Source organism: Cupriavidus sp. UYPR2.512 (genome assembly GCF_000379565.1).
Lineage (GTDB): Bacteria > Pseudomonadota > Gammaproteobacteria > Burkholderiales > Burkholderiaceae > Cupriavidus.
The window spans coordinates 1-18,176 of record NZ_KB903192.1; the positions used below are offsets into that span (position 1 = coordinate 1).

The 18,176-nt window shown below is 57.9% G+C and carries 20 protein-coding genes and 3 pseudogenes; 9 read left to right on the forward strand and 14 right to left on the reverse strand.

Annotated features, from left to right (window positions below):
- Positions 1-219 (forward strand): hypothetical protein (locus tag A3A5_RS42575; RefSeq protein WP_369797783.1); only part of this gene is annotated, 219 nt, incomplete at its 5' end.
- 399 nt (positions 220-618) lie between these two features.
- On the opposite strand, the gene A3A5_RS43805 is transcribed toward A3A5_RS42575, so the two are convergent.
- The 3 genes from A3A5_RS43805 to A3A5_RS45285 form a co-directional block, all read right to left on the reverse strand.
- Complete coding sequence (locus tag A3A5_RS43805; protein WP_157637373.1) at positions 619-765, reverse strand: hypothetical protein; 147 nt, start codon at positions 763-765, stop codon at positions 619-621.
- 1,803 nt (positions 766-2,568) lie between these two features.
- Positions 2,569-3,012 (reverse strand): GNAT family N-acetyltransferase, encoded by a 444-nt coding sequence (locus A3A5_RS0134125; protein ID WP_018314920.1) that lies wholly within the window; start codon positions 3,010-3,012, stop codon positions 2,569-2,571.
- A gap of 555 nt (positions 3,013-3,567) precedes the next feature.
- Complete coding sequence (locus A3A5_RS45285; protein ID WP_232431552.1) at positions 3,568-3,741, reverse strand: hypothetical protein; 174 nt, start codon at positions 3,739-3,741, stop codon at positions 3,568-3,570.
- On the opposite strand from A3A5_RS45285, the pseudogene A3A5_RS42585 reads away from it, so the two are divergent.
- Positions 3,667-3,826 (forward strand): annotated as a pseudogene (locus tag A3A5_RS42585) (cold shock domain-containing protein). The gene A3A5_RS45285 and the pseudogene A3A5_RS42585 sit on opposite strands and share 75 nt — an antisense overlap.
- Positions 3,827-3,968: 142 nt before the next feature.
- On the opposite strand, the gene hfq reads toward A3A5_RS42585, so the two are convergent.
- Entirely contained in the window at positions 3,969-4,283 is a 315-nt protein-coding gene (hfq, locus tag A3A5_RS40435) for an RNA chaperone Hfq (protein ID WP_157637374.1), read from the reverse strand.
- A gap of 472 nt (positions 4,284-4,755) precedes the next feature.
- On the opposite strand from hfq, the gene A3A5_RS42590 reads away from it, so the two are divergent.
- A complete protein-coding gene (locus tag A3A5_RS42590) occupies positions 4,756-5,175 on the forward strand; it encodes a GNAT family N-acetyltransferase (RefSeq protein WP_081624053.1) in 420 nt (139 codons plus the stop codon).
- A gap of 40 nt (positions 5,176-5,215) precedes the next feature.
- Here the strand turns inward: A3A5_RS42590 and A3A5_RS42595 are convergent, their stop codons facing one another.
- Positions 5,216-5,536, reverse strand: a complete 321-nt coding sequence (locus tag A3A5_RS42595) for an H-NS histone family protein (protein ID WP_081624054.1) — start codon at positions 5,534-5,536, stop codon at positions 5,216-5,218.
- 19 nt (positions 5,537-5,555) lie between these two features.
- Here A3A5_RS42595 and A3A5_RS42600 point away from each other — a divergent pair, with 19 nt between their 5' ends.
- Positions 5,556-6,296 (forward strand): DNA/RNA non-specific endonuclease, encoded by a 741-nt coding sequence (locus A3A5_RS42600; RefSeq protein ID WP_198293199.1) that lies wholly within the window; start codon positions 5,556-5,558, stop codon positions 6,294-6,296.
- 134 nt (positions 6,297-6,430) lie between these two features.
- A pseudogene (locus tag A3A5_RS45290) lies at positions 6,431-6,538 on the forward strand (PHA-granule associated protein 4); the annotation flags it as partial.
- A 638-nt stretch (positions 6,539-7,176) separates the two neighbouring features.
- Here A3A5_RS45290 and A3A5_RS0134140 read toward each other — a convergent pair.
- From A3A5_RS0134140 to A3A5_RS0134165, 6 genes are all read right to left on the reverse strand, one after another.
- Positions 7,177-8,061: an NAD(P)H-binding protein gene (locus tag A3A5_RS0134140; RefSeq protein ID WP_051108608.1), complete on the reverse strand. Its 885-nt coding sequence runs from the start codon at positions 8,059-8,061 to the stop codon at positions 7,177-7,179.
- A 3-nt stretch (positions 8,062-8,064) separates the two neighbouring features.
- Entirely contained in the window at positions 8,065-8,529 is a 465-nt protein-coding gene (locus A3A5_RS0134145; RefSeq protein ID WP_018314924.1) for a nuclear transport factor 2 family protein, read from the reverse strand.
- Positions 8,530-8,774: 245 nt separating this feature from the next.
- Entirely contained in the window at positions 8,775-9,458 is a 684-nt protein-coding gene (locus A3A5_RS0134150) for a TetR/AcrR family transcriptional regulator (protein WP_198293200.1), read from the reverse strand.
- A gap of 127 nt (positions 9,459-9,585) precedes the next feature.
- A complete protein-coding gene (locus tag A3A5_RS0134155; protein WP_026201414.1) occupies positions 9,586-10,479 on the reverse strand; it encodes a 3-keto-5-aminohexanoate cleavage protein in 894 nt (297 codons plus the stop codon).
- A 2-nt stretch (positions 10,480-10,481) separates the two neighbouring features.
- Positions 10,482-11,243, reverse strand: a complete 762-nt coding sequence (locus A3A5_RS0134160; RefSeq protein WP_051108609.1) for an SDR family oxidoreductase — start codon at positions 11,241-11,243, stop codon at positions 10,482-10,484.
- Positions 11,244-11,271: 28 nt separating this feature from the next.
- Entirely contained in the window at positions 11,272-12,042 is a 771-nt protein-coding gene (locus A3A5_RS0134165; RefSeq protein WP_018314928.1) for an SDR family NAD(P)-dependent oxidoreductase, read from the reverse strand.
- A gap of 252 nt (positions 12,043-12,294) precedes the next feature.
- On the opposite strand from A3A5_RS0134165, the gene A3A5_RS0134170 reads away from it, so the two are divergent.
- The 3 genes from A3A5_RS0134170 to A3A5_RS0134180 are packed head-to-tail and all read left to right on the forward strand — an operon-like array spanning position 12,295 to position 16,697.
- Positions 12,295-14,367 (forward strand): hydantoinase/oxoprolinase family protein, encoded by a 2,073-nt coding sequence (locus A3A5_RS0134170; RefSeq protein ID WP_018314929.1) that lies wholly within the window; start codon positions 12,295-12,297, stop codon positions 14,365-14,367.
- 15 nt (positions 14,368-14,382) lie between these two features.
- A complete protein-coding gene (locus tag A3A5_RS0134175; protein ID WP_018314930.1) occupies positions 14,383-16,182 on the forward strand; it encodes a hydantoinase B/oxoprolinase family protein in 1,800 nt (599 codons plus the stop codon).
- Entirely contained in the window at positions 16,179-16,697 is a 519-nt protein-coding gene (locus tag A3A5_RS0134180; RefSeq protein ID WP_018314931.1) for a gamma carbonic anhydrase family protein, read from the forward strand. Before A3A5_RS0134175 ends, A3A5_RS0134180 begins: the two co-directional genes overlap by 4 nt.
- A gap of 61 nt (positions 16,698-16,758) precedes the next feature.
- Here A3A5_RS0134180 and A3A5_RS0134185 read toward each other — a convergent pair whose 3' ends face one another.
- Positions 16,759-17,559: a GntR family transcriptional regulator gene (locus tag A3A5_RS0134185; RefSeq protein ID WP_018314932.1), complete on the reverse strand. Its 801-nt coding sequence runs from the start codon at positions 17,557-17,559 to the stop codon at positions 16,759-16,761.
- Positions 17,560-17,696: 137 nt separating this feature from the next.
- Positions 17,697-17,870: an inositol monophosphatase family protein gene (locus A3A5_RS42615; RefSeq protein WP_369797850.1), complete on the reverse strand. Its 174-nt coding sequence runs from the start codon at positions 17,868-17,870 to the stop codon at positions 17,697-17,699.
- Here A3A5_RS42615 and A3A5_RS45890 point away from each other — a divergent pair.
- Positions 17,787-17,987, forward strand: coding sequence for a hypothetical protein (locus A3A5_RS45890; protein WP_018314933.1), 201 nt, complete (start codon positions 17,787-17,789; stop codon positions 17,985-17,987). The genes A3A5_RS42615 and A3A5_RS45890 overlap by 84 nt on opposite strands.
- Before the next feature lie 56 nt (positions 17,988-18,043).
- Here the strand turns inward: A3A5_RS45890 and A3A5_RS44225 are convergent.
- A pseudogene (locus A3A5_RS44225) lies at positions 18,044-18,176 on the reverse strand (IS5/IS1182 family transposase); the annotation flags it as partial.

Below are 18,176 nucleotides of genomic sequence, written 5' to 3' on the forward strand. Positions count from 1 at the left end.
GCCTGTGCTGGCGTAGTCTTCAGCAGCGTTAGTCTGGTTCGTGAACTGATCGAAAAAGCCTGCACAAAAACCGGACTGAAAGTTACTGCTGACATTCTTGACGGAGTCTATGAAGCCGGACGGACAGTCACTCGTTGCGTCCGTGCTTCACTGAACATCGAGTACGACTCAACCTTGCCTGCGTGGAACTACAGCATCCGCTCACGGAACGCCGCATAGCGGGAAGTTATTTCGAGCACGTTCCTTAGCGCCGCTACCGGACGTCGTGCCCGGGAATGCCTCGATGCCGGAAAGGCAGACGACCTGCGCCCATGCGACATTCCATGCGCCCAGCCACAGAACCAGAATTGCCGCCACCAACCGGGCCATAGCATACGAGCTTGGTTTCATAGCGCCACCCCCGCGTAAAGGAACAATTCGTCTTCAGCTTAGGAGGCAACAGGCGGCAAACGCAAGTCGGCGGATGCAGGAAAGAATGGCATTGAGTCCTGGCCTGAGCCAGGCTTGCATTGTCATACACTGCCGTGGCAGTCCTGCTAGCGCTCGCCCTACTCCGTGACCCACCCCACTCTTAGTCCCCGGCAGGCTGTTTCAGAACTGAAACAGCGCCATGCCAAGCTATCGAGTATTGATTCTCCTGGCATCGGTTGTTGCTGCCTCGCCGAGTGATGAACTGTGAAAAGCGAAGGGCATGAAGCTGAGCAGCGTTTTTGACGGTGCTCCGGAGCGCAAATGCAGCATCGGCACCGCGTTGGCTTTTTTCACGGCAGACTGCTGAAATGGCGAGACCGGGAGAGGCTTGCGGGACTCAGCCCCATTAGCCATGGGGTGCTCACGCAAGCCAGCCTGACTTAGTTACGTCTACCTGAATCAATTACTTCTGCGCGTGCTTGCCGTTGCGTTGCATGCGATTTGCCTGGGCCTTCTCGTGACTCGAACCTACTGTACTCCTCCGGTCCTCAGCGCGCTGGAGACCCTTGTCGCGGTCGCCGGAAAATGAGCCATTGGAATTTATCGTAGCCTCATTGCTTGCGTGGCCCGACGCTGCTCCCCGGAAATTGCCTCCATTGCCAAAACCACCACCGCCTCCCGCGCCACCGCCGCGCGCAGAGGCTGAAAAACTCAAACTAATCAGCAAGCTTCCAACTGCAATTACCAGCGTCCTTTTAAACATAACGTCTCCCTAGAAATTTCGAGGGCGCCCCTCGTTCGCGCATAATATAGACTGACCAAGATGAAAGCATGAAATAAGTAGTAAGGCTTTGTAAAGCCCATTTCCATTAACTGTTTTCCCTATGTTGCAGTACAGTACAGGCAATTGCAAGCGGCACCCTGATCTGCGTCGCAAAGCGCACATTCGATGCCTTTGCGGTTTTCACGTGCCCGACACACGCTGCACCAAAGCCAATCCTTCGCGGGGAAATCCGCTCGCTGGGGCTGAATCGATTATTGTGAGGTGGCCCAGCGGTGGGAAACCTTCGTCATCGTTCAAATCGCTTCATGAAGAGACTGGCAAGTGAATAGTCTCCTTCGCGCGGTAGTTCTCGCGTTAACGCGATGAAGACACCTCGCTTGCATGCATTTCCCGTTGGCGATGAATGAGACAACCTCAATGCTGCCTAGAATCAATCTGAGAAGGCGCTGGGGTGCAACAGAACCACCAGAAAGGGTGGTGAGCAAGGGTTGGCAAATCGCTACAGCCCTAACGAACCTGGCAATTGCTTCCACCGCGATGTCAGCAGGTGAGACATTGTGACTAGGTCTGAAATGGGACCCGGGCGGGATGACGACGGCGCCCTTGAGCGAGGTTTCAAGATTGAACGGCCCGCACGCCTGGCAATTGGTTTCGCCTTGTACTAAGCTCGAATAGCTTAGTTGGGTCTCGCTGCATCAGCGATAATCTCCTTCAGGGTCGAAAGACCAATTGATAGTGCCCGTTGAGGTTCATGCCTCACGGGCCTTCTTTTTTGCCCGTACATTGCGTCCCGTTCGGCGACGCCTAACAAGCAATATGGCTTCAGGACCGGCTGAAACACGAGCGTGCAATGGTGGCCTCCCGCGTTCGTCTCCGCTCTTGGCGGAGTACGGCGTATCGCGCCTAAGGCGGACCAAGCTGCAAGCACTGGGGAAAGCAGCTATTCATATTCCCGAGCGGAGACGTCCCCAAGTTGCGCGCAAGCCTCTGCACGCAGGGCAATGCTGAAACCTTTGCGCCACCGCACCGCGCCAACAAACCGCAGTACACGGGTGTGCGCCTCCCAGGGCACGGGTATTCGGACACATACGCAGGATTAACACCATACAGACACGCCGCCGCACCTCAGAGCTGAAGGCCCCGTTCCCCTCGCGGCGAATCAGCTGTGAGTGCGCAACCTGCAATGCAGATAAATGACACCGAAAACCAACGCAAGGGCCAGTGCCGTTACTGACAGCATCACGATGGCGTAAGTGAGACCAGGCTCCGGCTCCCTCCTCGAATCAACGCAATATATGCTGAAGGACTGTGATTCTTAACTGCCAGGCTGATTGAGCTCAATGCAAGCTCTGTCAATGAATTCGTCAATCTCGTCAATCGAGTCGCCGGCACATGCAATGCGTTCTCGCGCCGAAGCGTCGAACGAATTCCTTCGATAGCTGCATCTCTTGCGGAATCTCGCCGACAGCGGTGAGTGTGAACCCGAAACGGGCAAAGAATGCGGGATGCTCAGACGTGAGCACCGCAGCCTTTGTGCAGCCATGGGCGCGAGCACGCATCAAGACAGCCCGAACAAGATGGGTGGCAACCTGGTGGCCCCGGTACTCCGCTAGAACCGCAACGGATTGGATGGTGACTGTCTCGCCATATACTTCACCGCAGGCGCATCCGATTACCTTCTCCCCTAGGACCGCCAGACTGAAGAGGCGGGTCGAGCGGTCCATATCGCTGATGGGCAAACCGCAGGAGTGCAGCACCTGCGAGACGGCCTGCATATCTGCAGACTCGGCCGCGCGGATTCGCATATCTTTTATCATTCTTTTGTCCTGCCTCCCGACGTGCGCACAACCTTTTGTGAGCGTATCCCCTGACAAGGTGCGCCGTTCATCCGCGCGTCTTCCCGATTTGCACTATCCACCAGTGTCATACGTCAACGACTGAATAACGTGCTTCACCTTTTCTGCCTCTTCGTCAAAAGGCGGTCCTGCCAACCACAATAAGAGCCACCGAAAGCACGGCGTGCCAAAAGCACGCTCTACTAGACAGTATGTCTTAGTGGAGTTAAATCCTTTCACCCGACTGAGTCGTCAATGTTCTTCAACGCACATTGCAATTTTTAACTCTGGTGTGAGCCAGATTAATTTCACATCATAATATCAATGAAGGCCACATAACAGCTTGCAAGCACTCACTACCGCGATAGAGAAATAGGAATCTACGTTGAGCGCGCTGCAGAGGGCCAATCAAAACTCGCTCAGAAGAGGGCTCCGAGATTCGGAACACCCGTTGGCGCGTCGCCAACATCACTCACCCTCAGTGGCCAGCGATCTTGGCACCAGCTGGCTTGTTCAACTATGCTCATCGCAGGACCACTAGCGCCAGCAGGCGAACAAGCTCGCTGACGGTTCAGTGCTTTGATAACTCGCGAGCTTGATTCTTTTTACTTCGAGGATGAAATGTCGACAGGTATTGTGAAGTGGTTCAACAGCGAAAATGGTTACGGCTTCATCACGGCGGATGACGGCGGCAAGGATTTGTTCGCTCATCACAGCGAAATTCAAGGCACCGGATACAAAGTCCCTCGAGGAAGGCGCCAAAGTCGAGTTCGAAGTCAAAGATAATCCCAAATGACCCCAAGCTTCGCAGATTCGCGTTATTCGATAGTCGTAGGCTTTTCGCCACTGCGAGTGGCACTCTTCCCGAGCACACCTAAGGTTTTCACGCGTTGCAGCCCGAACGGAATGGCGCTGCAGGACACTACTCTGTTTCACTGTCAGTCATGGCGGGGACGACGCTTTCGCGTGACCATGCGCGGCGTCGCAGCCTCTTTGTCGGAGGCATTGTCTTGGGCGGTACGGATTCTGGAGCCCGGCTCACGCACCCGCCCTTGTAATTGAATCGTGGATATCGCGCTCTTGTAAATGGCCTGCGTGCCGCTTAGAGCGCTTAGCACCACTACGAATCCGTCGAACGACACGATTAACCCGCCGAGTCTGACACCGTTGACCAGGTACACGTCGACAGGCTTCCCTTCTTTGCGCGCTGTGTTCAGAAATCCGTTTTGTGCAGAGGATTGTTCAGGCTGCATAAAAGCCTCGACAGACGCGGACGCTTGCGCCACCTGGCCTTCGCTGCTCGACTTCCCTATGGGCCAAAACAGAACGACGTGCAAAGCCAGTTATCGAGCAGAAGAGGCCTTCGCCTCAGCCGCTGCACCTCACTACCGGCGTGTCGACCGCGACGAAAGGCCCCCGAATAGAATCGCTTCCAGATTGCAAAGAACTTTCTTACCCTGAGTACCGTGTCACCTGGCGACTTACAATCGCTTACAAAATGCGGCACCCTGCAATGATAGCCTTGTGGAACTAATCGCTGCGGCGTTCAAGAGCAATAAGCGGCAACAAAGGGGCTAGCCAATTTGAAGCAGGTGTCGAACAACACCGGCTCGCTGGCCCCCTATTGGCTGAGCTCAACGGACTCGACGTAGCAGCTGCAACTTTAGTGACTCGAATTGCTGCGTTCCCGCCTTCAGCTCGCACGTAACATGGGGAGGCGCCGCAATGGTAAAGAGCGTGCAAATTCGAGCAGCAAAAGCAACTGATTGGTCTTCAATCGTTGATATTCTAGAATGCTGCGGCTTGCCGACAGATGTGGTCGGCGATTCATCGCACTTCTTTCAAGTCGCGGTGTTAGGCGGGCAAGTGGTGGGATGTGCTTGCACAGAGAAATACGACGAAACCGTTGTTGTGCGGTCTGTGGCTGTGACACCTGAGCATCACGGCCAACACATTACCATCCACCTTGTTGGCACGGCTCTAACGCGGGCCCGAGCGGAAGGCTGCACAAGGGCCGTGCTTATCACCGCCGGCGACGATGATTTTTCACCCCCTGAGCTGGAGTTGCCCGAAGAGGTAAGTCTGTCTGCCGATTTCGTGCGGAGGTTTGGTATTAGTCGAAAATCGAAGGAGCCCATCGACTAGCCCCGAATGGTCCCTCCGCACGCAGCACTGCGCCGCCTTCTTAGGCTTCTGCAATCAGGAATCTCGCCCTATTTTTTCCGAGCCATGCCGGTGCTCGACCACGTCCAGACCAAGTTGCACCAGTCTTAGGATCCATGTATTTGGGCGGAAGTTCGGACTTTGCCTTCGTTGCAGCCTTACCCTTCTCAGCGCCAGCAGCCGGTCGTCCACGACGACGCTTCGTGGCAATGTCGTCGACGGTGAGCTCATACTCTACCATCAGCCCTTGGATTTTCTCGATAACGCCAGCGATATCGGTCGCGCGGACTTCGGCAAGCTGCGCTTCAAGCGCTTGCTTTTCCGCCAAGGGATAGACAGTCAAAGGAAGGAATCAATGCATCTTGTTTTACGGTTGGCCGCAACCGCTGCCATTTGCCTGGGCGTCACCGCCCCCGTTCAAGCAGCAACGGAATTTTGACCGCTGCCCACAGTTCTTTGCACAAGGCGCTGTTCCGCAGGTCCGGAACGTCCAAAGCCTTAAGCCGCGCGCCCTGTGCTTTGAAGCATTCGCCGTGTTGCACTCTGGCACGACGAAGACGCCAGTCTATGTGGCTGAGCGGCTGAATTCAGAGCGAGTTGCCGATGCACAGGATGAAGAACGGACGAACAAGTTCTTTGCCGATGCTCGGCTGCCTCGCGCGGAACGGGCTGAGCTCGACGATTACAAGGGGTCAGGCTACGACCGAGGGCACATGGCACCAGCGGGGGATATGCCGAATGCCACGGCAATGGCACAAAGCTTCTCCCTGGCCAATATGGTCCCCCAAGCTCCACAGAATAATCGAAAGAGCTGGGCAGGCATTGAGAAGGCAACGCGAAAATACGTCTGGCGTGCTAAGGGGGATGTGTATGTAATCACGGGACCAGTGTTTGGGTCCGCCGCACCCGCCACCATCGGCCAAGACCAAGTGTGGGTGCCGCAATATCTCTTCAAACTCGTGTATGACTCGACGACACATCGCGCCTGGATTCACTGGATTGAGAATTCAGATTCAGCACGCGCTGGGCAGCCGACTACATATCGTGAACTTGTCAAGCGAACCGGCGTGGAGTTCTTGCCTGGCGTCCCCATAGCAGAATGATGCTTGACCCGGACATGCCAACGCCTCTGTGTCGTCGGCCAGGCCGTACTCAGCTCACCGCAACAAAATAGGATGCGAGATATATGCAGCGAGGGAGGGAGCACCGTGACGACAGCATGCGCCAAGAGCATAGGCTGGCAGCAAATGAGCTAGCGGCGCTGGAAGCGAAGGCAAGCAGTCTCGGGGACTACATCCTGGCTGGGCACTTGATGAGAGATGTGGATTCAGAGTGGTCAGAATAGGCCAGTGCAGCCTACCTCATCTGCACTGGGCAGTTCACTGCAGGGGGCAGGAATAACCTTTTGGCGGCAAGTCGTGGGCTGAGACGACTTCGTCATCCTGCAGGCAGTGCAAATCGTCTTCGCGACTTGAAGCGAATCGCTCTTGAAGTTCAGAATGGGTCGTGGGAAGATGGTCTGGCTTGAGACTAGACTGACATTGTATTAAGCGGGGATTGCAGTGAGGACCGTCAACATGCTGCAAGCCAAGTCTTCGTTATCTCGCATCGTAGAGGACCTCGAGAAAGGGCGGGAGCGCGAAATCGCTATTGCTCGCAATGGTCGCCCGCTAGCTAAGCTGGTATCTTTGAAGAATCGGCGGGTTCACCGCCCCACACTGTTTGGGGGCCACTGCCGAGTCAGGCCAGCCCCACTGCTCAATGAGAAACCTGACAGGAAAACGTACGCCCGGACCGACAGCGGAAAGGGAAAACACTGTGCCGGGCGTCGCGGACACCGGTACGGAAAAGTGCGGAGCAGAACGCCCCGCATCCTTCTTGTTCAGGAGGTCACTACCAACCGCAATTGATGATCAAACAAGCGGGATTGCTCGGACACCTCTGCCGTTATGGCCCATCGGGAGCACCCTCTTCAAGCGCGCGTCAGCCAGCAACCGTGCCCGGCACAGCCCGGTGCGCGCGGAGCATGTCCCCCAGAGAGCGCGGCGCTACGCCAGTTACATTCAGCACGGTGTCGGTGACGCGGTCTTCGCTGCCATTGCGGATCGCCTCATGCTCTAGCGATGCCAGGAATCCCGCGAACAGTTCAGGGACGCCATACTTCGCCATATGCGCCGCGGCAGCAGTCGTCGATACGGCCACGTGGCGCACGGCATTCCCGGTCAGTTGAGTGATGACGCCAGCAACATCGTCGTAACTCAGGGCTTGTGGGCCAGTGATGATGTGCGCAGCGTTATGCGCGTTCCGGTCTGTCAGCGCGTGGAATGCAACGGCGGCAATATCGTTCACCGAAACAAAGCCGATACGGCCGCTTCCGGCCGCGCTAACGATTTCACCGTTTTCTGCGATGGACCGGCCGTGATGGTGCGTCGGATCGACGAAGTTCTCCATGAACCAGGATGGCCGCAATACCGCCCACTCTGGAGCCATGCTGCGCAGGCCGGCGTGCACCGTGCCCAGTCCGGGCATTCCCTCCTCGATTGCCGACGAGCTAAGAAGGATAAAACGCCGGACCCCGGCGTCAAGCGCACGGCGCACAAGTTCCAGCATCTGCTCAGACGGATCCGCCACCAGTAATGGAGCAATCAGGTAGATCGCATCCACGCCCGAGACTGCAGGACCGTGCGTTGCGACGTCGTTCCAGTCGAAGCGAACAACGTTTGCATCGCTACTGGCAGAGCGACTCGCCACACGAGCCTTCACTCCTGCCGCGGTCAGCCGTGCGGTCAGTGCACGTCCAGTTTTTCCGGTCCCGCCAAGAACCAAGACTTGCGAGGGTCGAGATGCATTGTCGTGATGCTGGGTCATGGTTCAGTGCTCCCCCAGGACATTTTTCAGCGCCTCGGCGCCGCCCATGGCACCTAGCACTGCCAACGGGTTCCAGTAGTCGCGGAGTCTGTAGAGCAGCCCATCACGAACTTCAAAAACCCACACATAGGAGATGTTGTAGTCGTTGCCGTTGCTGAGGACCTTGCCGCTACAGCTAACCTCGGCAATCGCCTTGCTGACGTCCTGCAACTCATAAAGCGTCTGCTCGGGGAAGCCCGTGATCGCGACAAGATTGGGAAAGTCCTTGAGATAGGCACGCAGCGCAGCCTTTCCTTCCAGTCGGTTCGGATGCCCGGCAGGTGCATATGGAATCTCGAGCACAGCATCGTCGTGCCAGATAGCAAAGAACCGCTCCATATCCTGTGCCACCAAAGAATCTATGAATTCCCTGAACACCTTGACGCGGTCTGACCCGCTGCCGGTGGAAGTGTCGATTTGCTTGTCCATTGATTAGCCCTCTCACGAAGTTTATACGTCGGAACGGTTCCGTTCCATATCAAGTTAGCACATGGGACGATGGAACTCAAGAGTATCGTCGTAGCTAGGGTTCCGGCGCGAATTGACAGGCGCGAAAAAGCCACGTGTCAGCCCCTCAGGGTGAACACCTGGCAAAAAAAAGGTACGCGTGCGTTTCTTTCGGGCGCGCGGAACGGCCTACCCAGCGGTAGGCCGATGCGCCTCCAGGTATGCGGCTATACCGCGCTCGCCTTCAACGCAGCGAGGGTCGCTGCGACAAGCCGGCGAAGATATTTCGGCGATGCCGGTTTGCGGATGACGGTTAGACGCCAGTAGAGTGACGCCCCGAGCACCTCCAGCGCAAAATCCTCGTCCAAATCTGCCGGCAGTTCACGGCGCTGCTGCGCGCGCCGGAGGATGGCAACGCCATTGGCGCGGCGTGGCTTTTGAATCGAGTCCAGAACCGTCTTCTGCAACTCGGGGTCGCGCGCCATTTCGCAGTGGAGTTCGGGGAGCACGCGCGTGGCGAACGGGTCCGCCAGCGCTTTAGAGGAGGCCTCAAAGAATGCCTTAAGGTCTCCCTCCAAGGAACCGGTATCCGGCGACGCCTCCACACCGATACCGATGTCCTGCACCAGCGATGCGATCAGCGCTTGGCGCGATCGCCAGCGCCGATACAGTGCCGCCTTGCCAACTCCAGCACGCTTGGCGACCACATCCATCGAAAAGCGACCGAAGCCGGCTTCAGCCAGCTCTTCGCGAGCCGCAGCTACGATGGCGTCGGTTACATCGGTCCGCAATACGGCGGCACCTGCTGGAGTCCGTGAACGTGCGGGTTCGAAAGGCTTATCCATGTATCGAAGGCAGATAGGGACGACGTAGCGCCTTGGGCCATCCACACCAAGACGGAATCGTTCCATTCTATCGTGATGTTGAACTGACGGTGCGAAGTTACGTTTCGCACCATCACCGCAGATCCAATTGCCCCCACCCACCCTTCCCGCATCGATAACAAGGTACGCGAGCCCCACCCACACACTGCTAGGACTAGTGTGGCGACTTAAGCCCCAGAATCTCCCGCGCTTCCGCCGGGGTCGCAACAGACATCCCAATATGGCTGAGAATCGTGGTCGCACGTTCTACCAGTTGGCCATTTGTGGCAAACACCCCTCGACTCAGGTAGAGGTTGTCCTCCAACCCAACGCGCACATTCCCGCCCAGCAGCGCTGCCTGCGCCACCATAGGCATCTCGTCCCGGGCAATGCCGAATGCCGCCCACTGCGCGTTTTTCGGCAACAGGTTTCGCTGGTACAGGATGGTCTCGGGAGTCGCTGGCGCCCCCCATAGCACGCCGAGCACCATTTGATATAGCGGCGTGCCATCGATCAGCCCATCCGTCACCAGAGAATTCCCGAAAAGGATGTCGCCCGCGCTGAAGACTTCCAATTCCGGCTTGATGCCAAGCTCTTGGAAACGCTTCGCCATGGCCCGCAGCGTACGGGTGGTATTGAGGTAGACAAACTCCAGATTGCCTTCCTTCTGGTTGCCCGTAGTGATATCCAGCGACGCGATTTCGGGCAGGCACTCCTCGAGATGTCGCACCCGTTCAGCAACAGGAATAACGTCGCTCTCGGGCAGGCCTCTCGACTCATCTTCCGGATCCGGCAAAAAGAACGCCCCCAACCCGCACGTCAGGTTGATGACGATGTCCACGCCGGAAGCACGCACTCGATCGACTACCTCCTTGAACAAGGCCGGATCACGACTTCCCGCGCCTGTCTCGGGGTCACGCACGTGAATATGCGCGATCGACGCGCCAGCATGTGCAGCCTCGACGCATGCCTCTGCGATTTGCTTTGGCGTCACAGGCATGGAGGGATGCTTTGGGTTAAAAGGCGCGTTGCCAGTTACCGCACAAGTAAGAATGACTTTTCGAGACATGGTCAGATTTCCCATTCAACGTTTCCGCTCACGGCAATCAGTTCGCCGGTAATCTTGGATGCCGATGCTGAGGCAAGAAAACAGACGGTTTCGGCCAACTCAGCTGGCGTCACCTTGGCTCGCATCGAGATGTACTTGAGGTATTCAGCCTCCACTTCGTCTACAGACGATTGCCGCTCGCGCGCAGCGTTCTCGACAATGCGCCGCATTCGCTCGTTGTCGATCATTCCGGGGAGGATGGCGTTGCATCGCACATTGAACGGGCCAAGCTCACGGGCAGCGTTGAGCGTCAGCGATTCCACGGCAGCCTTGGAAACGACGTACGGCGTGCGCATCGGCAAGCGCGTGCGCGTCGAGCCGGTGGAAAAATTGACGATGGCGCCATGGCGATTGCGCTTCATCGCCGGTACCACATGCTTCATGAACTGAAACATGGCGCCGAGATTGACATCGATCGTCTGCTGCCAGGCAGCATCCTCAATGTCCTCAAGCGCAGCGCGTGGCCCCGCAATGCCCACGCAGTTAATCAGAATCGACGCGTCGCCAAAGGCGTGTCGGGCATCGGATACGACGCGACGAACTTCCGCCGGATCGCCGACCTGCGCGGCGGTGCCTGTCATTCCCGGGTTGGCGGCCAATGTCGCAGCAAGCGCGTCCTCTCTCACATCGCAAATGTGGACACGGGCGCCTCGGGCCAGGAACAACTCGGCGACAGCGCGACCGACACTGTCAGCGCCTCCGGTCACGATAACGGTTTCATTCATGATCTCGCTCGACTGAATATGCTTGCGTTCACATGCCCGCAGACAAGCCTTCATCCATCAGCAGGCAGCTTCCGTTCATGGAGCGCGCAGCATCGGACGCGAGAAATGCCACCGCACCCGCAATGTCGTCTGGCTCCGAAAAAGTGCGCGGACTGGGCGTGCGCGCCGCGATCGCATCCCGAAAAGCCTGCATCGACGCATCGTTGCGGATGTCTTCGTTCATCGGGGTTGCGGTATTGCCTGGAGCAATGCAGTTCACGTTGATGTTGTGCCACCCCAACTCGCAGGCCAGAGCTCGCGTCATCATGACGATGCCCGCCTTCGTAGCGCAGTAGATCGCGTAATTGCCGACACCTAGAAAAGCTGCAACGGAAGCTATGTTGACAATTCGGCCCTGTCCGGCCTGCTTAAAAAGCGGCACGACGGCATCGATGGTTTGCCATGTGCCCTTCAAGTTGATGTCGATCATGGCGTCTACGGCGCCATCGTCGCCGCCCTCACCCGCAGGCGTCGGCTTAAATACACCGGCGCAGTTCACTAGCACGTCGACGCGACCAAATGCGGACTGCACATCGCCGACCAAGGCACGCACTGCGTCCCCACTCCGGACATCGCAGACAAAACCCTGAGCCTTGCCGCCCGCTTCCTTGATGGCCCCGGCAACGGCTTCTGCCTTGGCCACACTCGAGCTCGCCACGACCGCCACTCGGTACCCTTCCCTTGCCAAACGCCGGGCTGTGGCCTCCCCGATGCCTTGGGACCCTCCGGTCACGAGAGCGACTTTGCCTTCATTGCTCATCCTGTTTCTCCTCTGTGCAGAGCAAACTGGCCTGCTGGCCAGCCATTGGATGAAATCGTAGCATCGTGTGATCACATATCCAAGACAATTTTTTTCTTTGTCGATATATGATCAAAAATTCCCATAAATTGGGCATATCAACGACATCTGAACATTGCTCTTGTGATCACAGAATTCAGATCATATACTGCCGTCAGTCGTACGGCGCCAGAACCGCACACAGCGCCGGCCAATGATCATCAGGGAGGAAAGATGCGATTTGCAGTCGATACAGGCGGTACATTCACGGACCTCATCGTGGAAGATGATGACGGGAACCTCCATATGTTCAAGTCGCCAACGGTGCCAGTTGACCCCATCCGCGGCGTACTCAATGCGTTGGCAGTAGCAGCTGAAGGCCTGGGCACGACCCGCGAAGCAATGCTCGCCAAGGGGGACATGTTCATCTATGGAACCACGCACGCCATCAACGCGATCATCACCGGTAATGCGGCAAAGACTGCTCTGCTGGTCACGCGAGGGCATCGCGACATCCTGACCTTGCGCGAAGGTGGTCGGCTGGAGCCATTCAACTTCACGGTGCCCTATCCGGACCCGTATGTGCCTCGCGCGCTGACATGGGAGATCGAGGAACGAATCCTGGCTGACGGGGCCACACTCCGGCAGTTGGACGAAGCCTCCGTGATCGAGGCATGCACGGAGATGCGCGCCGCCGGTGTGCAAGCCGTAGCCGTTTGCCTGCTTTGGTCTGCCGTCAACCCGATCCATGAGTTGCGCATTGGCGAGTTGCTGACCGAGTATCTCCCCGGCGTACCGTTCACGCTATCGCATCAGTTAAACCCGATCCCGCGGGAATTCCGCCGCGCAGCGTCGGCCAGCATCGACGCATCGCTGAAACCGATGATGCGGGCCTACATGCATACGCTGGTAGACCGGCTCGCGGATGCCGGTTTTCCAGGTCGCGTGGTTGTGGTCACATCGCAAGGTGGCGTGATGGACGCGGGCGACGTTGCAGAGGCGCCAATCCATCTGATCAACTCAGGCCCCTCGATGGCGCCGGTTTCGGGCAGATACTTCGCCCGAACCGACGAAGGGACGGACACAGCAATCGTCGCGGATACCGGCGGCACCACTTATGATGTCTCGTTGGTACGTCGCGGCCGGATTCCGTGGTCCCGCGAAACCTGGATCGGCCCGCGATACCGAGGAACGATGACGGGCTTCCCCTCCGTAGACGTCAAGAGCGTTGGCGCCGGCGGCGGTTCCATTGCTTGGGTGGACGACGGCGGGATGCTGCATGTCGGCCCGCAAAGTGCGGGCGCCGTACCCGGCCCTGTCTGCTATGGCCGTGGCGGTGAGCTCCCAACCGTCACCGACGCATCGCTCGCCCTTGGCTATATCGATCCCGACTTCTTCCTGGGCGGCACAATGAAGCTCGACGCTGCCGCGTCGCGCCAGGCCATCGATCACTACGTGGCCAAACCGCTTGGGGTGAGCATCGAGGAAGCTGCCGCTGCCATCATCACCATTGCCACCGAGAACATGGTTCAAGCCATCTCGGATATCACAATCAACCAGGGCATTGATCCACGCCATGCTGTCTTGATCGGCGGCGGCGGGGCTGCCGGGCTGAACTCCGTCCTGATCGCACGCCGACTCGAATCCCCGCGACTTGTTATCCCGCAGGTAGGCGCAACGATGAGCGCAGCGGGGGCCATCATGTCGGACCTGACTTCGCAGTTCCATCAAACGTTCTTCACCCGCAGCGACACATTCGACTTCGAGGGAGTCGCTGATGTGCTCGGCACACTCGTGGAGAAATGTAAGGAGTTCATTGTGGGGCCTGGCAAAGACTCCCTAGAGCAATCGATCTCGCTGTTTGCAGAAGCCCGTTATCCAGAGCAGGTTTGGGAACTGGAGGTGCCGCTACAAACCCTGAGCGTGAGCTCCAAAGCGGATGTCGAGCAATTGGTGGAAGGCTTTCACCGGGCACATGAGGAGGTGTTCGCTATTCGTGATGCCGACTCGCCAATCGAAATCGTCGGCTGGAGCGCTACGGTAGCTTGCCGAATCCGGAAGCAGCAGGGCGCGACGTTAGCTGGGGCACATGCGCGTCCGCTCGGAAAGCCGGTGCGCAAAGCATATTTTGCAGGGCACGGCTATGTCGACAGCGCGGTTTTGCGGTTCGAAGCGCTGGAGCCTGGAATTACCGTGAATGGACCGGCGATCATCGAATCGTCGTTTACGACTGTCGTACTCAATCCCGGAGCAACCGCTGAGCGGCGTGCAAGCGGCAGCCTCTCGATTGTCCCGGGTAACGCGTAATACTGGAGAGACGTCATGCATCGTGACAACAAAATGGCCCCGACGACAGACGGCGTGCAACTGGCGCTGCTGACCAATCGCCTGGAAGGCATCGCTCGCAAGATGGCCAACACGCTTTTGCGAAGCGGCCGCTCCGGCGTTCTGAATATCGCGCGCGACTTTTCCTGCTGCATCGTCACAGCGGATTGCCAATTGCTAGCTGCTGCAGAAAGCCTGCCGATCCATGTGCTTTCTGGCCCCGACCTGATGAGCGCGGCCATGAAGTCGTTCCATCCTGAACTGAAGCGCGGCGACGCCTTCCTACATAACTCGCCATACCACGGCTGCTCGCACCCCGCCGATCACACCATCCTGGTGCCGGTGATCGACAATGACGGCGTGCATCGCTTCACGGTCGTTGCCAAGGCGCACCAGGCCGACTGCGGAAACTCAGAACCCACCACGTATATGGGAGCCGCACGCGATGTTTATCACGAAGGCGCGTTGATCTTCCCTGCCGTCAAGGTGCAACAGGATTACAAGAACATCGATGACATCGTGCGCATGTGCAAAATGCGGATTCGCGTTCCGGAGCAGTGGTGGGGGGATTACCTCGCCATGGTGGGAGCAGCACGCATCGGCGAACGTGAATTGCTGGATCTGGCCGAAGAAATCGGCTGGGCGACACTGGACGCGTATGCGCGGGACTACCTCGACTACTCCGAGCAACGCATGATCGGCGCGATCAAGAAACTGACCAGCGGCCATGTCACTGGCTCCAGCACGCATGACCCGCTGTTCCCGAGCATGCCAGAAACAGGCGTCACCATTCAGGCCGCTGTGACCGTCGATACGGAGTCGGCACGGATCAAGATCGACCTACGCGACAACGTGGACTGCCTGCCGTGCGGCCTGAACTTGAGCGAAGCCTGTGCGCGCACGGCCGCCATGGTCGGCATCTTCAACAGCCTGGACCACACAGTGCCGAAGAACTCCGGGTCGTTCCGCCGCTTCGACATCTTGCTGCGCGAGCGCTGCATCGTTGGCATCCCGCTCCACCCCACGTCATGCTCGGTAGCGACGACCAACATGGCCGATCGTGTCGCGAATGCTGTGCAGACTGCCATGGCAGAACTGGATGATGGCGTCGGTTTGGCAGAATGCGGTGCCGTTATCCCGCCTTCGGTTGGCGTAGTCTCGGGCATCCATCCGGAGTCAGGGCGGCCGTTCGTGAACCAGCTTTTCCTTGGTTTCACCGGCGGTGCCGGCGCTCCCCACGCCGATGCATGGCAAACCATCGGCCATGTCGGCAATGCGGGACTTTGTTTCCAGGATAGCGTCGAGCTCGACGAGCTCCGACAGCCGCTGCTAGTTCACTCCCGCCAGTTCGTTAGCGACAGCGAAGGATCCGGTCGTTTCAACGGCGCGCGCAGCATCGCCGTCGAGTTTGGGCCGCGGGGCTGCGATATTGACGTCGGTTACGTGAGCGACGGCTCAATCAACGCACCGAAAGGCGTACGCGGCGGACATTCAGGCGCTCCGTCGAAACAATACAAGCGACTGACCACAGGCGAAATCGTGGAATTGCCTGGCGGCGGACTGATCAATGTTCGCGACGGCGAGACCATTGTTTCCTACTCATGCGGGGGCGGAGGCTACGGCGAACCTCATACGCGCGATCCTGAACTCGTACGCAAGGATGTCGAGGAAGGCTATATCACCCCGGCTCGGGCAAGGAACGTATTTGGTGTCGCGTTTGATGCTCTCGGACACGTGGACAGTGACGCGACGTCCGCCTTGCGCGCAACAGCTGCGACCGTTCAGGGGCGCTCATGATCGCGCCCTTGGAAGATCTGCAGCCTTCCGTGCCGGCCAGCGCCTTCGTTGCCGCCAACGCAACCGTGGCGGGTAACGTCTTGCTTGGTCGCCATGCTTCGGTGTGGTTCAACGCTGTTCTTCGCGGCGACGTTGAGGCGATTGTTGTTGGCGACGAAAGCAACATCCAGGACGGTGCCATCCTCCACACCGATCCGGGCTTTCCTGTCCGGATCGGGCAAGGCGTAACGATTGGCCACGCAGCCCGACTGCATGGTTGCACTGTGATGGATGGCGCGCTCATCGGCATCGGGGCCACTGTTCTCGATGGCGCAGTGATTGGACGAGACAGTTTGATCGGAGCCAACTCACTGGTCACGCCGGGCAAGCAAATTCCGGAACGTGTGTTAGTCATGGGCGCGCCAGCGCGGGTAATCCGCGAATTGACCGATGCTGAGGTCAAGGAGCTCAGGCGTGCCGCCGCCGAATACGTGAAGCTCGGTGCCACCTACGCCCGTGCCGGCAATTTTGGCTAGACCTCATGGGGGGTCGCTTAAGCAGCGGCCCCCAATGTGTACTGGTTATTCCTGCTTTGCCTTATTCCTGCTTTGCCTTAGGTGGCCTACCGCGTCGACGGCGAGGTACTTCCACCGGCTCCTCGACGGCATTGAAAATCCTCTCGCGATACCAGTCAGCAGCCTCCGTGATATCCCCCTGGACGGCATCACTGGCTGCTTGGGAATCACGACGAGCCAGCGCAGCCAGAATGTTGAAGTGGTGCATGACGCCTCGATCGTGCAGCGTCTCGTAATCGATGGCCTGCATCTTTTTCATTACAGACGCGATATATGGGCCGCTTTGTAGCCATAGCATCTTAATGATGGAAAGCAACAATTCGGAATGCGCTGCTTCGTAGATTGCAAAGTGCAGTCGCTCGTTAGCCGCGACTGCTCGCGAGATCTCGCCGGCATCAACAGCATGGCTGTATGCCTCATTGGCAGCCTTGATCGCCTGAAAATCCGCACTCGTCATGCGCTCCGCAGCCAACCACGCCGCCCTACCCTCGACGGTTGCACGCGCATCGATCAATTCTCTAAGCCGCTCCGGCGACACCGACGGGACGCGCAACGTACGGTTGGGCATCAGCTCCAGCGCGCCTTCGGTAACCAATCGACTGACTGCTTCCCGCACTGGCATCGTGCTGGTGCCAAGCGATGCTGCCAGGCCACGAATCGTTACCGTAGTCGCTGCCGAGAAACGGCCGCTGCGTAAAGCATTGGCAAGTTCTTCATAGACTCGCTCGCGCAGCGCAACGTTGTTGAGCTTTGCGACAGCAGGGGCGTCCAGCGCCTCCTCCGACGTGACGTCTTCCATTTCGTCGAGCTCGGAATCACTCATGACCACTCCAACTGATTATTTTTTTGCAAGGGCACTGATCGCACCACGATAATACCGCATAGCGTGATCACATCGGACTTCAATCCACGGTTTCCCCAGCCTGAAACGAAAACATCGGTAGATGGGCTGGCACCGCCTTAGCCAAGTACCTTCAATGTTTCTGTCCATAACGCTCTACCGGCTGCAGCAACAACCCGTCCATCTGAGCGCCCATTGAGAGGCTTTCCATGCCAATCAGTGATCACACCGCCAGCTCCCTCGATTATAGGAACCAAAGGGAGAAAGTCATATGGCTTGAGACCTTCTTCCACAACCAAGTCGCAATCGCCTCTCGCAAGCAGGGCGTAAGGGAATCGCTGAACAAAGCGTCAGCGCGCAGCGTTGCCAGTGTGATGCCGATTTTTTTTGTCAACCAACAGCAGATTTGACGGCTTGCCAGTTGGAAATTTTCATTTTTTGGGGCTTTTGCCCCGGGTTTCACGCCTTATGCCGCCTTGCAGACGGAATTGTCCATTGATTGCAGCAACGCTTTCTTTGCAATCACCAGATTGGCCAGCGCAAACAAGGTGTCGCACTGCGCACCGTTTTTGGCCAATCCCCTGTAGCGAGCCTTCTTG